This is a genomic window from Burkholderia sp. MSMB1072, assembly GCF_001524725.1.
Classification (GTDB): Bacteria; Pseudomonadota; Gammaproteobacteria; order Burkholderiales; family Burkholderiaceae; genus Burkholderia.
Window position 1 is genome coordinate 89,951 of sequence record NZ_LOYC01000040.1, and the last position, 14,985, is coordinate 104,935.

Annotated in this window: 14 protein-coding genes; 6 read left to right on the forward strand and 8 right to left on the reverse strand. The window is 67.8% G+C overall.

What is annotated here, in order from left to right:
* Window positions 1-31: 31 nt before the first annotated feature.
* Both WS89_RS21690 and WS89_RS21695 read right to left on the reverse strand, forming a co-directional pair.
* Window positions 32-1,465 (reverse strand): nicotinate phosphoribosyltransferase, encoded by a 1,434-nt coding sequence (locus WS89_RS21690; RefSeq protein WP_059793391.1) that lies wholly within the window; start codon window positions 1,463-1,465, stop codon window positions 32-34.
* Between the two features lie 73 nt (window positions 1,466-1,538).
* Window positions 1,539-2,579, reverse strand: coding sequence for a bifunctional nicotinamide-nucleotide adenylyltransferase/Nudix hydroxylase (locus WS89_RS21695; protein ID WP_059793393.1), 1,041 nt, complete (start codon window positions 2,577-2,579; stop codon window positions 1,539-1,541).
* Between the two features lie 191 nt (window positions 2,580-2,770).
* On the opposite strand from WS89_RS21695, the gene WS89_RS21700 reads away from it, so the two are divergent.
* The 4 genes from WS89_RS21700 to WS89_RS21715 all read left to right on the forward strand — a co-directional run bounded on the left by WS89_RS21700 (window position 2,771) and on the right by WS89_RS21715 (window position 5,247).
* The gene (locus tag WS89_RS21700; protein ID WP_059793394.1) at window positions 2,771-3,223 is read left to right on the forward strand and encodes a type II toxin-antitoxin system RatA family toxin; all 453 of its coding nucleotides are present in this window, start codon (window positions 2,771-2,773) and stop codon (window positions 3,221-3,223) included.
* 243 nt (window positions 3,224-3,466) lie between these two features.
* A complete protein-coding gene (locus WS89_RS21705; protein WP_059793395.1) occupies window positions 3,467-4,231 on the forward strand; it encodes an N-acetylmuramoyl-L-alanine amidase family protein in 765 nt (254 codons plus the stop codon).
* Between the two features lie 54 nt (window positions 4,232-4,285).
* Window positions 4,286-4,672 (forward strand): lysozyme inhibitor LprI family protein, encoded by a 387-nt coding sequence (locus WS89_RS21710; RefSeq protein WP_059793397.1) that lies wholly within the window; start codon window positions 4,286-4,288, stop codon window positions 4,670-4,672.
* Between the two features lie 47 nt (window positions 4,673-4,719).
* Entirely contained in the window at window positions 4,720-5,247 is a 528-nt protein-coding gene (locus WS89_RS21715) for a GNAT family N-acetyltransferase (protein ID WP_059502552.1), read from the forward strand.
* Window positions 5,248-5,272: 25 nt separating this feature from the next.
* Here the strand turns inward: WS89_RS21715 and WS89_RS21720 are convergent, their stop codons facing one another.
* The 3 genes from WS89_RS21720 to WS89_RS21730 all read right to left on the reverse strand — a co-directional run bounded on the left by WS89_RS21720 (window position 5,273) and on the right by WS89_RS21730 (window position 8,629).
* The gene (locus WS89_RS21720) at window positions 5,273-6,619 is read right to left on the reverse strand and encodes a glutamine synthetase family protein (RefSeq protein ID WP_059793398.1); all 1,347 of its coding nucleotides are present in this window, start codon (window positions 6,617-6,619) and stop codon (window positions 5,273-5,275) included.
* Window positions 6,620-6,764: 145 nt separating this feature from the next.
* A complete protein-coding gene (locus WS89_RS21725; protein ID WP_059793400.1) occupies window positions 6,765-7,322 on the reverse strand; it encodes a helix-turn-helix domain-containing protein in 558 nt (185 codons plus the stop codon).
* Between the two features lie 17 nt (window positions 7,323-7,339).
* Window positions 7,340-8,629 carry an NAD(P)/FAD-dependent oxidoreductase gene (locus WS89_RS21730; RefSeq protein ID WP_059793402.1) on the reverse strand — a complete coding sequence of 430 codons (1,290 nt, stop codon included), beginning with the start codon at window positions 8,627-8,629 and terminating at the stop codon, window positions 7,340-7,342.
* A 271-nt stretch (window positions 8,630-8,900) separates the two neighbouring features.
* Here WS89_RS21730 and WS89_RS21735 point away from each other — a divergent pair, with 271 nt between their 5' ends.
* Complete coding sequence (locus tag WS89_RS21735) at window positions 8,901-9,128, forward strand: DUF2945 domain-containing protein (protein ID WP_059502531.1); 228 nt, start codon at window positions 8,901-8,903, stop codon at window positions 9,126-9,128.
* On the forward strand, window positions 9,125-9,685 hold the full coding sequence (locus tag WS89_RS21740; protein WP_059793405.1) for a DUF488 domain-containing protein: 561 nt from the start codon (window positions 9,125-9,127) through the stop codon (window positions 9,683-9,685). The genes WS89_RS21735 and WS89_RS21740 overlap by 4 nt, the downstream gene beginning before the upstream one ends.
* A gap of 18 nt (window positions 9,686-9,703) precedes the next feature.
* On the opposite strand, the gene WS89_RS21745 is transcribed toward WS89_RS21740, so the two are convergent.
* Genes WS89_RS21745 through WS89_RS21755 form a run of 3 tightly spaced genes read right to left on the reverse strand, consistent with a single transcriptional unit; the run spans window position 9,704 to window position 14,869 of the window.
* Entirely contained in the window at window positions 9,704-10,876 is a 1,173-nt protein-coding gene (locus tag WS89_RS21745; protein ID WP_059502527.1) for an HlyD family efflux transporter periplasmic adaptor subunit, read from the reverse strand.
* Window positions 10,873-13,074, reverse strand: coding sequence for a type I secretion system permease/ATPase (locus WS89_RS21750; RefSeq protein ID WP_059793407.1), 2,202 nt, complete (start codon window positions 13,072-13,074; stop codon window positions 10,873-10,875). Before WS89_RS21750 ends, WS89_RS21745 begins: the two co-directional genes overlap by 4 nt.
* A complete protein-coding gene (locus WS89_RS21755; RefSeq protein ID WP_156440597.1) occupies window positions 13,067-14,869 on the reverse strand; it encodes a TolC family protein in 1,803 nt (600 codons plus the stop codon). Before WS89_RS21755 ends, WS89_RS21750 begins: the two co-directional genes overlap by 8 nt.
* Window positions 14,870-14,985 lie beyond the last annotated feature (116 nt).

Genomic DNA, 14,985 nt, shown 5'->3' on the forward strand with positions numbered 1-14,985 from the left:
CGTGCCGCGGCGGGATGCCCCGCCGCCTGCGTCACGCCTCCCCCGCGTGCGCCCTCGCCCGCACCTCGGCGAACGACGTATCGACGAGCAAACGCCCGGTGTCGAACACCGTCTCGAGCGCCTCGTCCCATTCGCCTTCCAGCGCACGATCGTCCCACGCAACCGGCAGCGTCACCGTCCGATACTCGCCGGTGCGGCGATTGCGCAGCAGCGTGAGCTGTCCCGCCTTGGAGCGCTTGCCCCGATCGGTGACCGGGTCCTTGCGGACGTCGTGCCACACACCGCCGCGCCGCACGGCCGAACACTTCATCGCAAAGCGCTGCGTATCGCGGTTCACGCGCTGCAACAACGCGCCGCCCATGCCGAATACGACGTTGCCGGCCGCGTAGCCCGCCTCGTCGAGCGCGACGAGGATCGCTTCGATCGACTGCTCGTCGACGCCGTCGCCCTGGATCACGCGCACGCGGTTCAGCACGCGCCGCCCCTTGCCGTTCACGGTCGAGCCGAACGACGCATCGAGCGCCCGCACCGTCTGCAGCACGATCGTCACCGGGTCGCCGGAATCGGGGCGCACGACGAGCGTCGCGCCCGAATCGATCACCGACTGCCGAAGTTCGCCGCCCCACAGATCGAGTGCGGCAAACAGATCGTAGGAGTCCGACACGACCGATACGATCGCGCCCGGCAACCCGAAGCGGCCGATCATGTTGCGGTACGCATCGGCCTCGCCTTCGCGCCCCCACGACGTGATCGTGCTGTGCTCGGCCGCCGGCACCGAATAGGCGGCCATCGGCTCGCGATAGAAGCGGTTCGCGGCCAGCACGCCGAGCACCGTGTCCGAACCCATGAAGCTCACGAGGTGCGCGGCGCCGCCGATCGCGGCCGATTCCGCGCTCGACACGCCGCGCGCGCCGAAGTCGTGCAGCTTGAACGGCAGTTGCGCGAGATCGTCGTCGGTCCTTTCGAGGAAGCGGCGAATCGTTTGGCGCACATGCCAGCTGCGGGTCGCCACCGTCACCGGATACCAGATGCGCAACAGCATCGTCTCGAGATACGACGCGAGCCAGAACACCTGCGGATCCTCGCATTCGACCGTCATCAGCACGTTGTGCACCGGCACGATCGAACCCTCCGGCACCGCGCGGATCTTCACCGGCAGGTAGCCGTCGTAGTGCTCGACGATATGGCGCCATCCCGCTTCGTCGAACGGCTCGCCGTGCACGGCGAAGAAATCGCGCGCGTCGTCGATCATCGCGTGCGTGACCGGCTTGCACAGATATTCCTTCAGCAGCATCTGGAGGCCGAAGAACAGCGTGCGGTCGTATCGGCCGCCGCGCGATTCGACGTACGAGAACATCGCCGATGCGTCCGGCGGATATTGCAGGAAGTGGGAAGCCTTGTACGAATCCGTATTGAGAATCGGATTGGAAAGAACCGCGGCAAAGCCGCCGGGATCGTTTTGCATGGCTAGAGCTCCTCTAGGCCGTTGAAGTGCCGCCGCGTCTGTCGCGGCGGACCGAATGCGGGGAATCAGCGCGTCACAGCTTCCCCAGGAAGTGATACGCGATGTCGAAGTGATCCTCGAACATCACGTTGCGCATCTGCGCGAATTCGTTGAGCGGAACCCAGCGCGCCTTGTCGGCGTCGTCGCTGCCCTTCACGCGCGGCAGCTCGCCGGTCGGAAAGTTGAACAGGCACGCATGCGTAATCGTGCGGCCACGCAGCGAACGCGTCGGGTGATCGAACACCTGCCGATCCTTGATCGAGCCGCGCAGCACGGGCTCCGGCAGCTTGAGGCCGGTTTCCTCGCGTAGCTCGCGGATGCATGCGGCATCGAGCCGCTCGTCCTGGTTCACGAATCCGCCCGGCAGCGCCCACAGGCCGCGGCCCGGTTCGCTGCGGCGGCGCACGAGCAGGATATGCCCGGAGTGCACGACCACCGCATCCACCGTCACGAACGTGACGGGATACGGCGCAGCGGCCCAAGCCTTGCGGTACGCGGCGATGAATTCCGCCTCGGACTTCAGTTGCGCGAACTCCGGCTGCGTACGGAAACGCTCGAGCCAGCCGAACACGGGTTCCGGCACGGCCCACTGCACGAAGCTGTTGGTTCGTTCGGCGAAATACTGGTCGCGGATCTCGGTGGCGGAAATGTCTTCCGTCGCGTCGACGTCGACGAGCTCCCATTGCGGGAACATCCGCAGGTAATACGACGTGGCGTCCTTCTCGTGGCCGATGAGCCCGACCTTGCGCTGCGCGATGTCGCCGAGTGTAGACGCGACGGCCTCCTGCACCCAGCGCACCCAGTCGCCGTCGTTGTAGGTCGAATCCTGCAGCGGCGCGATCGTCACGCGATCGCGCTCGGACGCGTCGAGCAGCGAAGCCAGCATCTGGCGGCGCTCGTCGAACGAGAACGGATCCTTGATGGTGCGGGGCTTGTCGGTCGACCCGATCAGCACGCACACGCGCTCGGCCCGGCTCAGTGCCGACTTCAGCACGTTCAGGTGACCGCGATGCGGAGGCTGGAAACGACCAATGAAAACGAGCGCGTCGAAGCGCCGGTTCTGTTGCGTACTCATGAGGCTCCCTCAAGAGATTGAAACGCTCCGGGTCTGTCCCGAAGGGTTGGAATGAATCCTAGGGTAATTCCCGAGGTGCGTCAATCTGGCGTATTCGAGCACACGCTCGACTTGACGAAGTCTGACGAAACACGTGTTTTTGGCGCAGTACACTCGATCGCATCCCAATCCGCGCCGCTGGCGCCCCCCTCATGAGGATCTCAGTCAGCCGGACCGTCGGGGTCGATCGCAGGCGCCTGTTCACGTGGTCGCAGGATTACGGACGGCGGCTCGTGTGGGACAACTTTCTCATCGATGCGTATCTGCTCGATGGAACGACCGCCGATGTCGGCGTCGACGCGTTCTGTCGCAGCCAGTCGGGCGCGACGATGGTGTCGCGCTACATCTCGTACCGTCCGCCGCAGGTCGCCGCCGTCGAAATGGTCGAAGGGCCGAAGGTGCTCGAACGCTTCAGCGGCAGTTGGAACTTCACCGAGCACACGCCCGGATCGACCGAGGTGACGTTCACGTACCACTTCCGTGCGCAGCCATCCTGGCTGCGCTGGCTGCTCGAACCGCTGATCGGCGCGTTCTATCTCGTGCAGACGCGCCGGCGCCTCGATTCGTTCAAGCGCTGGGCCGAAGCCGAAGCGCTGCCGCGCTGACCGGCGCACCGCCGGCCGCAGGCTGCGCACGTGCGATCCGGACATACGCACGACACCGTCGACGCCATGCTCGCCGCCCCGCGCGACCGGCCCGAGCGTCGGCTTTCGGCCGGTGCGACAACTGCCGTGTCGTCATTGCAGCGGCACCACCACCCGCTATAATCGCGCGACATTCCGACTGCATTGAGCAGGCCGACGATGGCGCGCCGATCGACGCGCCGTACGCCCTTCTCGACAACAACAATGACGCATCGAACCCTCCGACGCCTTCGCCCGCTCGTGCGCGCCGCCGCGCATGTGCTCGCGTGCGCCCCGCTGCTCGGCGCACCGCTGGCGCTGCACGCGGCCGACACCATCGACACGCCGGCTACCGGGCCCGCGACCGGGCGCTATATCGTCGTCGACACCGGTCATACGCCGGCGCATCCGGGCTCCACCGGTGCGAGCGGCCGCGTCGAATACCTGTACAACCTCGACCTGTCCGGCGCGGTCGCCGACAAACTCGCCGCGCATGGCGACCGCGTGCTGCGCACGTCGGCGGACGGCCGCGAGATCGCGCTCGATCGGCGCTCGACGCAGGCGCCCGATGCGAACCTGTTCGTGTCGATCCATCACGACTCGATGCAGCAGCAGTTCATCGACGCGGGCCGGCAACGCGAATTCCGCGGCTTCTCGGTGTTCGTGTCGGCGCGCAATCCGCACTACGCGCAGAGCCTGCGTTGCGCGAAGGCGATCGCCCAGCGGCTGGTCGCGGCCGGCGAACGGCCTTCGCTGTATCACGCGCAGCCGATCCGCGGCGAGAACCGCCCGCTGATCGATCCGTCGCTCGGCATCCATCGCTTCGACGATCTCGTCGTGCTGCGTACCGCGCCGATTCCGGCCGTGCTCGTCGAAGCCGGCGTGATCGTCAATCCGGACGAAGAAGCACGGCTCGCGCGGCGCGAGACGATCCAGCGCCTGTCCGCCGCGATCGCGGGCGGCATCGACGCATGTACGACGCCCGAATAAGCGACGTCATCGCCCGTCGGATTCGACGGTTTTCATCCAGCCAGGAGCATCACCATGAAGAAGAATCTGCTCGCATCCTCCGCATTGCTCGCGCTCGCCATTCCGTTCGCCGCGCACGCGGCCGGCTGCGGGAAGCCGCGCAGCGCGTTCGACCAGGTGTATTGCACGAGCACGCAGTTCTCGCAGTCCGACCGAGATCTCAACGACGAATACGGCCGGCTGCGCAAGCAACTGAGCGGCGATCAACAGGCGACGCTGAAGGCCGGCCAGCTCGCGTGGCTGAAACAACGCGACGCGCAGTGCAGCGAGGCGCGCGGCAGCAGCTACCTCGTCGATATCCAGTGCGCGAACGACATGACGCAGTCGCGGCTGTCGTTCCTGCGCGAGCGTGAGCGCGAATGCTCGAGCACCGGGTGCGTGACGTCGAAGCTCGGCGAGTAAGGTCGGGCAGTCACACGGCATACTGCAACCGATCACACGGGGCACGCATGGCACCGAACACGACGACGATCGACATCCGCGCGGCCACATCCGCCGACGCACCGACCATCGCCGACATCCACGTCGCATCGTGGCAGGCCACCTACACGGGTATCATGCCGGCCCCGTTCCTCGCCGGTCTCTCGGTCGAAAAACGCACGATCTTGTGGCGCGGCGCGCTCGACGCCGGTCGCCCGCGTGTCGCGCTCGCGTTCACAGGCGACGACGCGGCAGGCTGGATCGCCTATGGTCCGACGCGCGATGCCGACAAGGATCATGCGTGGGGTGAAATCGAAGCGATCTATCTGCATCCGTCGCATTGCGGGCAAGGCATCGGAGCGGCGCTGGTCGAGCATGCATGCCGATCGCTGCACGCCGCGGGTCACGCATGGGTATCGCTCTGGGTACTCGTCGAAAACCGTCGTGCAAGAGCGTTCTATGAACGCGAGGGCTTCGTCTCCGAAGACGACGTCAAGACCTTCGAGATCGACGGAACGCCGATCGAAGAAGTGCGCTACTGGCGCGCACTTCCTTGACCAGCTTCGTCGACATGCGCGGCGCTCACAGAAACCACCGATACTCCCGCGCGCCAATCTCGTTGCGAAAATCCAGCTCCTCTTGCCGCTTGTTCTCGCAGTACACCATCACGAACTCGCTGCCGAGCCTGTCGCGCACGGCCGGATGATCCTGCATCGCGGCCACCGACGACAGCATCTCCTTCGGAAAATCGATGCCGCTGCCGCGATCCTCGTTGAGCGGCGCGATCGGCTCGAGCCGCGCATCGAGCCCGTACTCCATCCCGCTGAGGATCGCAGCAAGCACCAGGTACGGGTTCGCATCCGCGCTCGCGAGCCGGTGCTCGATCCGCAGATTGCGTGCGTCCGACTCAGGAACCCGGATGCAGGCGTCGCGATCCTCGAAACCCCAGCTCGCGCGGCTCGCCGCGTTCACCATCGACCCGTAGCGCCGGAACGCATTGTGATTCGGCGCGAACACGGGCATGCAATGCGGCAGCAGCGCGAGGCAGCCGGCCACCGCATGCCGCAACGGCCGCTGTCCGTCCGCCGCCAGCAGGTTGTGCCCCGCCTCGTCGTACAGGCTCACGTGCACGTGCATTCCGCTGCCCGGCGCATGCAGGTACGGCTTGCCCATGAAGCTCGCGCGATAGCCATGCCGCAACGCGACGCCGCGTGTGCTGCGGCAGAACAGCGCCGACCAGTCGGCCGCGCGCAGCCCGTCGTCGGTATGCCCGAAATTGATCTCGAACTGACCGGGGCCGAGCTCCGCGGTGATCACCGTCGCATCGACGCCCTGCTCGCGCGCGGCGTCGACCATCTCGTGCAGCACGTCGGAGAAGCGCGACAGGCGTTCGATATGCATGTTCGGCTGATCGTCGCGGTCGTCGCTCAGGCGATCGCGCGGATACTGCGGCATGCCTTGCTCGAGCTGCGCGGCAAACAGGTAGAACTCGAGCTCGAAGGCGACGACCGGCCGGACGCCGCGCGCCGCGAACCGCCGCAGCACGCGTGCGAGCACCTCGCGCGGCTCGAATTCGATCGGGGAATCGGTGCCGTCGGAGCTGATCAGCATCTGCGCGAGCGGCTGCCGTTCCCAGCGCACCGGCTTCAGCGTGCCGGGAATCAGGCGGCGCGGCGCATCGGGATCGCCGTCGTTGAAGCAGTAATCGCCGATCTTGTAGAGGCCGCCCTGCGTGCCGAGCAGCACGCAGTTCTGCGGCAGCTTCAGCAGCGCGCCCGACGCGATTTTCTCGAGCGCGTCGATCGGATAGCGCTTGCCGTAGAAATGCCCGGGGAGATCGAGGCAGATCAGGTCGACATAACGGATCTCGGGATGCGCCTGCCGGAATGCGCGGACTTCACCGACCAGCGCGGGAACGACGTCAGCCATGTCTCATCCTTTCCATGTCTCGTACGGCGGCGCCGCAGCGCGGCGAACCGGTTTCATGCGGCGCACGTTGCAACGCATGCCGCAGGTCGATCAGTAGTGCAAACAGGCTGCGTGGCGCGACGGCCTCGCCCGCCCCGCCGGCCACTCAGGTGAACACCCAGATCACGCGGGTCGGCGCATCGGTCAGGTTCGCATACCGGAAGCGCTGGTGCGCGGGAAGCTGAAATGCATCGTTCGGGCCGAGCGTGACCGGCGTGTCGTCGCCGTCGAGCCAGATCGTCAGTTCTCCTTGGAGCACGAAGCCGCCCTGCTCGTCGCTGTCGTCGACCGGCCGCTCGCCGCTGCTCGCGCCCGGCGCGAGATGGCTTTCGAGGATCGAGAAGCGCGAACGCATGTTCGGCGACACGAGGATGTCGGTAATGCCGGCCGCGTAATACACGGTGCGGCGTTCGTCGGGCCGCGTGACCCACGGCACGCTGCGCGGCTTGCTCAGGCTGTAGAAATACGTGGTCGGTACATCGAGCGCCTCGCCGATCGCGGTGAGATCCGCGACTGTCGGACGCGACAGCCCGCGCTCGACCTGCGACAGAAAGCCGACCGAGCGGCCGATCCGTTCGGCGAGATCGTTCAGCGTGACCTTGCGATGCTTGCGCAGGTCGCGGATCAGGATCGCCAGACTTTCTATCTCTTCCTGTTCGTTCATGATGGATTCCGGTGCAATCAAACGGTATCGCGCAGACGGTACCAGGCCTTGCCGATCGCTTCGAGCGGCGCGGCCAGCCGGTCGCCGCCGGGGAAGCGCGGGTTGCGGATGCGCTGGTACTGCGCGAGCAGGCGGGCGTCGCCGAGCACGGCGTCGGCCACCGCGCGCGCGCCGGCGAGCGTCGGCAGCACGCCGTGTCCTGAAAAGCCCTGCAGCCAGAAACGCTGCCCGTGGCAGCCGATATCCGGCGTGCGGCGCATGCTGATGTCGATGTGACCGCCCCACGCGTAGTCGAGCGGCACGCCGGCCAGTTGCGGGAACACGCGTTCGAGGTGCGGGCGCGTCGCCGCCGCGATATCGGCCGGGATGCCGCCGAGATACGTGCAGCCGCCGCCGAACAGCAGCCGGTTGTCGGGGCTCAGGCGGAAATAGTCGGGCACGAACTGGTTGTCGATCACGCAGCTGTTGCGCGGCAGCAGCGCACGCGCGACGTCGGGAGCGAGCGGCGACGTCGCGACCTGGTACGTGCCGACCGGCAGCAGCCGGCGCGCGAGGTCGCGGTCGAGCCGGTCGACGTACGCATTGCAGGCGAGCACCAGCACGTCCGCACGCACTTCGCCACACGCCGTGCGGGCGACGTGGCCGCCCGCCGTCTCGCGACAGTCGAGCACGCGGCTCCGTTCGAAGATGCGGCCGCCCGCGCGCTCGATCGTCAGCGCGAGGCCGAGCGCGAGCTTCAGCGGGTTCAGGTGGCCGGCCTCCGGATCGTGGAGCGCGGCGAGATAGCGCGTGCCGCCGATCCACTCAGGCATCTCGTCACGCCCGATCACGCGCAGCCGATCGTAGCCCCACCGCTCGGCCGCCTCGTCGCGCGCTTGCGCCAGCATCGCGACGCGCCGCGGCCGCACCGCGGCCCACAGGCTGCCGGGCCGGTAGTCGATGTCGAAACCGTGCCGCGCCGGCAGTTCGCGCACCTCGGCCGCTGCCCAGCGCATGCTGTCCCACAGCAGGCGCGCGCCGTCGCGGCCGAGCGCATCCTCGAGCGGCTGCATGTCGCACGACCAGCCGAGCAGCGCCTGTCCGCCGTTGCGGCCCGATGCGGCCCACGCGACGCGGCTGGCTTCGAGCACGACGACGCGCTTGCCGGCAAGCGCGAGCCGCAGCGCCGTATGCAGCCCGCTGAAGCCCGCCCCCACGATCAGCACGTCGGCGTCGATGCGTTCGTCCAGCGCCGGCCGATGCGGGATCGGCGCCGGATAGGTACCGGCGTAATAGCTTGCGACGTGGCGGTCGGACTGCACGAACATGCGGACTCCCGTGAAAATTCCACATGAAAATTTCATGAAAAACTAGCATGACAATTTCATGCGGGCAAGCGGGGGATCGACGTTCATGTCGGCGGGGAAACGGAAGGCACGCCGATTGCGCACGCGGCACGGCGCCGCCGACGTCCGCGTCTTTCGCCGCGTGCGGGCCGATAATGAATCCATGCGCGCTCTTGCCCGCGGCTTCCCGGCGCGCACCGCCCCGGTCGCGAAGGCCGGCCCGCCACGCATCGACACAAGGAGGTACCGCGGCATGACCACCCCATTCAGACTGGGCGACCACGTCCGCTGGAATTCCGAGGCCGGCTACGTGACCGGCACGATCGTCGCGATCCACACCGCCGACTTCGACTACAAGGGCCATCGCCATCGCGCGTCGCCCGACGATCCGCAGTACGAGATCAAGAGCGACCGCACCGACCACGTCGCCGCGCATCGCGGCCGCGTGCTCGAACGCATCGCCGGCAGGGACGACGCATGACGCTCCCGTTCTACACGATCGGCCATTCGAACCGCACGCTCGACGAATTCGTCGACCTGCTCGACGCGGTCGAGATCGCGCTGCTCGCGGATATCCGCAAGATGCCCCGCTCGCGCACTCATCCGCAATTCAACGAAGCGACGCTGCCAGACGCACTCGCCGCCGCCGACATCGCGTACGAACACATAGCCGAACTCGGCGGCCTGCGCGGCAAGTCGCGCGGCGTGCCCGACGACGTCAACGATTTCTGGACGAACCGCAGCTTTCACCGCTACGCGGATTACGCGCTGTCGCCGGAGTTTCGAGCGGGCCTCGACCGGTTGATCGCACGGGGGCACGCGCAGCGCTGCGCGATCATGTGCTCGGAAGCCGTGTGGTGGCGCTGCCATCGGCGAATCGTGTCCGACTACCTGATCGCGCGCGGCGAAACGGTGCTGCACATCATGGGCCGCAACCGCGTGGAACCCGCGCGGCTCACGGCCGGCGCCGTGATCCGGGACGACGGCACGATCGTCTATCCGGATGCCGAACGCGGCGATTCGGCACCGCACGCATGATCGTGCCGCGCCGGCGCACTAGCGTTCGCGCAACGCCTCGGCGGCCCGGTTCAGCGGCTTGACGAGGTAGTCGAACACGGTGCGGCGTCCGGTGCGGATCTCGGCGGTCGCGACCATGCCCGGCAGGATCGGATGCCGCTTGCCGTCGCGGGTTTCCAGATACGCATGCTGCGTGAGCACGTAGACGCGGTAGTAGTACACGCGCCGATCGACCTGGTCTTCGATCGTGTCGGGCGAAATCCGCTCGACCTTCGCCGGCAGCGAGCCGTAGATCGACGATTCGAACGCCGTGATCTTCACGGTCGCGTCCTGCCCCGGATGAACGAACGCGATGTCGCGAGGGCTGAGGCGCGCCTCGATCAGCAACTGATCGTCGAGCGGCACGATTTCCATCAGCATGCCGCCCGGCGGAATCACGCCGCCGACCGTCGACACGCGGATGTCCTTCACGATGCCGCGCGCCGGCGCGCGAATCACGGTTCGTCGCAATTGATCGGCACGGCCTTCGCGAACCTTGAGCAGCGGTTCGAGATCGGCCATCGTCTTCGAGTAGTCGGCTTTCAGCGCGACGTAGTACTCGCTCTGCGCCGCCGCGAGCTTCGTCGAGAATTCGGCGGCCTTCTGCCGCAGCCGGAGCACCTCCACCTCGTTGGTCGCGCCGGTTTTCAGCAGCGGCAACGCAATCCGGAGCTCGTCCTCGGCGAGTCGCAACTGTTCGCGCAGGTTGGCGACGTTCTCGCGAAACGCGCGCCGGTTGGCGACGAACAGCTGACGCTCGCGCGCGGTCACGGCCTTCTCGTTCGCGAGTTCCGCCGGGAAGTCGATGCCGGGCAGGTCGTTCATCTCCGCATACAGCCGCGCGGCGCGGCCCTGCAATGCGGTGATCCGCTCCAGCGTTTCCTCCATCGACGCGCGCGCGAGCACCGGATCGAGCGTCGCGAGCCGCTGGCCCGCGTCGACGACGTCGCCCTCGCGCACCGCCAGCTCCAGCAGGATGCCGCCTTCGAGACTCTGGATGACCTGCCCTTTCGATGCCGGCGTGACCTTGGCTTCGCCGACCGCGACTTCGTCGAGGTTCGCGAACACGGACCACACCAGGAAGATCGCCAGCGCGGCGACGATCAGCCACAGCATCCGCCGGGCGGGTGCCGCTTCGCGCACGCGGTGCGCCGACCACGGAAAATCGCTCATTGCATCTCTCCCGCCATCCGTGCCGGCAACGGACGCGAGCCGCCGGCCGCCGGCGCCGGCGTGCCGGTGCCGCGCAACGCGGCCAGCACCTCGTCTTTCGGACCGTCGCGCACCACGCGCCCGCCATCGAGCACGATGATGCGATCGACGATCGACAGCACCGGATAACGATGCGTCGCCACGATCAACGTGCGATTGCCCAGCCATTGCTGCAGGCGCTCGACGATTGCCCGCTCGGTCGCCTCGTCGAGCGAGGCGGTCGGCTCGTCGAGCAGCAACACGTTCGGCGAGCGCAGAATCACGCGGGCCAGCATCAGCGCCTGCTTCTGGCCGCCGGACAGGCCAAGGCCGCTTTCGCGAAGCTTCATGTCGAGGCCGTGCGGCTGCCGCAGCAGCAACTGGTCCGCGCACGCGACCTTCATCGCGGCAAGCATCGCGTCGTCGCTGGCGAGCGGATTCGCGATCAGCAGGTTCTCTCGCAGCGTGCCGTAGAAGAGGCTCGATTCCTGCAGCAGCATCCCGACGTCGCGGCGGACATCGGCGACGTCGATCAGCGGCATCGGCGTGTCGTTGAACAGGATGCGCCCCTGCACCGGCGTCGCGAGCCCGCCGAACAGCCTCAGCAGCGTCGACTTTCCCGCGCCGACCCGGCCGAGAATCGCAACCCGCTCGCCGGGCTCGATCGACAGATTCGGAATACTGAGCACCGGCTTTTCCTGCGGATCGAAGCTGTATCCGACCTGCTCGAAGCGATATCGGCCGACGAGCGCCGGCTTGTGATACGCATCGACCGCCGGATCGTGGTCGACCGGCAGCGCGAGCAGGTTGTCGAGCCCCTTCTTGCCCGCCCGTACGTTCTGGATGCGCGACAGCACGGCGGGAATCTGCCCCAGCGGCGCGATCGTGCGGCTCGTCAGGATCGAACAGGCGAGCACGGCGCCGAACGACAGGCTCGAGTCCAGGATGCCGTACACGCCGGCGACCAGCACGCCGGCGTAGGCAAGCTGCTGCACCGTCTGCGCGAGATTGACCAGCAGGCCCGCCAGCCGGCGCTGCTGCAAGCCGATATCGGCATTCACGCGATTCGTATGCGCCCACAGCTGCCGGAATCGCGGCTCCGCCTGCAACGCCTTGATGTCTTCGGCGCGATAGATGGCTTCCATCAGGATCGCGTTGCGCAGCGCCGATTCCTCGAGCCCCCGGTTCGACAGCTTCGCCAGCGGGATCTGTGCAAGCACGCCCGGCAGGATCAGCAGCGGGATCGCCGCGAGCGGCACGAACGCGAGCGGCCCGCCGAGCAGCCAGATGATGAACAGGAACGTGACCACGAACGGGATGTCGATCAGCACGCCCATCGTGCTCGACGTCAGCAGCTCGCGCAGCTGTTCGAGGTCCCGAAGCTGGGCGACCAGCGTGCCCGGCGAGCGCGGCCGCGCGTCGTTGCGGATGTCGAGCACGCGCGCGAAGAACATCGCGGACAGCTTGAGGTCCGCCTGCTTGCCGAAATGATCGGCAATCGACACGCGCGCGGTACGCAGCAGCAGTTCCAGCGCGAGCGCGAGCACGACACCCGACGCCAGCACCCACAGCGTATGCGTCGCCCGCGCCGGGACCACGCGGTCCCACACCTGCATCGCGAACAGCGACGTCGCGATCGCGAGCAGATTGCCAAACAGCGAGCCGGCGCCGAGATCGAGCAACACCTTCCATTGCGCCGAGAACAGATCGTGCAGCCAGGTGTCGGGTCTGGCGGACAGGTAGCCGTCGACGCGCTCGTCACGCCGCGCGACCCGCTCGTGGACGATCAGTACGCGGGCCGGCCACGCCGGCGCCGGCGCGTCCAGATCGATCGCGCGTTCGAGCGGCTTGCCGTCGAAAACGAACTGAACGACCGCACGCCCCGCCGCAACCGACACGATCACACCGACATGCGCATCGTCGAACACGGCGAGCGCCGGCAGCATCGCCGGCGTGAGCCGCGCCGGCGGCAATGCGACGAACTGCGCGGCCAGGCCTGCGGACGCGGCGACTTCGACGACGGCCGCGTCCGGGTCCGCGACGCTCGCCCACGATGCCGCACCGCGCACCTGCTCCGGCGAAACGGCCAGGCCGAGATGCCGCGCCGCGAAAATCAGCGGGTCGGCCCAGCGCGCGATGTCGGCGCCGGCATCGCGGCCGGCGCGAAACGCATCATTCATGACGACTCCCCTCGTGTTCGCGCAGCAATTCGACGAACTTGCCGACTGCCACGTATGCCTTGATGCGTGCAATCGCGCCGTCGGCCAGCGCGTTGATCGACTCGACTTCCGATTCGAAGATGTCGCGCTCCGGATTCACGACATCGGTCAACGTACGCTTGTTCAGGATGTATTCCTGCCAGTACAGGTCGCGCGACGCCCGCGACAGCGCGGTCACCTTCTCGTAGCTGTTCAGGCGCGCCGCGGCGCCCGACGCTTCGATCTCCGCCGACTTGAGCGCGCTGCGCGTGACGAGCCGCCGGTTCTCGAGGCTTTCGCGGTTCGCGCGCAGCTCGGCTTCGGCGGCCGCGATCTGGTGTTTCGCCAGGCCGCCCAGCGAGTAATTGCCGCTCACCGCGAAACCGATCCACGTGTCGTTGGTGGCGTTGGGGCGGCCGCTCGATATCGACCGGCTCGCGCCGATCCCGATCGACGGGAAGCGCTCCGACTGCGCGACCCGCACGCGCGCATCGGCCGCATCGACGGCCGCCGCCGCGGCAAGCACCGACGGCGTTCGCTCGATGTCGCCGCCGGCATACCCGAGATCGCCGACGAAATCCACCGTGCCGCCGAGATTCGCCACGCGCCGCGGGCGCGCGCCGATCAGTTCGGTGAGCTTCGCGGCGGCGACGTCGAAACGCGTATTGGCCTTCAGCACTTCCGCCTGCGCATGCAGGATCGCCAGCTCGACCAGATTGCGGTCCGACGAAACCGACAGTCCGGCCCGCACGCGATCGAGGATCTTCGTGCGCGTGTCGCTCAGCGCGGCGACCTGGCGCCGCGCGGCGGCGACGACGTCCTGGCTGGCGGCCAGTTCGACGAACGTCGACGCCGTCTGGTACGCGACCGTCTCGATCGTGTCGGCCAGCTGGTACTGCTTCTGGCTGCGCGTCGCGTCCGCCGCGGAAATCCGGCCCGACGTGCGGCCGAAGTCGTACAGCAACTGCGACACGCCGATCGATGCGCGCGTGCCGGTACGGTTGCCGTTGCTGCCGAAGCTGCCGCCATAGCCGGGACGCACGCCGTAGTCGATCTTCGGGTACCAGGCCGCCTTCGCGACCTCGACCTCCGACACGCTTTGCGCCACTTCCGCATGGGCGCGGCCGATGTCCGGATGGCGCGCGATCGCGACACCGACCGCGTCGCGCAGCGTCAGACGATCGAGCGCGATGCGCAGCGTTTCGCCCGAGTCGCCGGCGGCATCCTCGGCATCCTCGGCGCGGCCGGCAGCGGGGACATCGAACGCGTCCGGTCTGTCCGGCGTGATCGTCGTCACCCCTGTCGCCATCCCGTCATGCAGCGGCGAAACCGGTGCTTGCGGATCGATCGGCGCCATCGCGCGGGACAGGTTCGCGAGGACGATGCGCCGCGCCGGGTCCGCGGGCGGCAACGGCGGCGCCACGTGCCGGCGCGGTGCGGCAACGGGCATGCCGGCAGGCAGCGGCACGAACGACGCCGTCGCCATCGCCGTCTGCACTGGCGGAGCGGCCGGCCTGGGAGGAGCGGGTGGCACGGGCGGCGATGAATGCGCTGACGGCGCCGCGGCCGCGTGGACCGCGTCAGCCGGCACGCGCGCCGCGGTCTCGAACGAATCGGTCAGTCGGCCGCTCGGCAGCGGCGACGACGACGCGAACGCCGCCGCTGCGGTGTCGAGCAGCGCGATCGCGAACAACACATGGCCTGGATGGAAAACGGCGCGCGCCGCGCAAACGGCGCGACGCACGGTGTATCTGGAACGAGCGGTTGTCTTGAGCATCATCGGGACGCCGGCGGCGAGCCGTCCGGCAAAGCAAACCCCCGCTTGCCGCGGGGATGGATATGCGTCGGGCAAGCCCGCGTCGCGATGCGACGGGGCTCGCCGTGTCGGAGAGG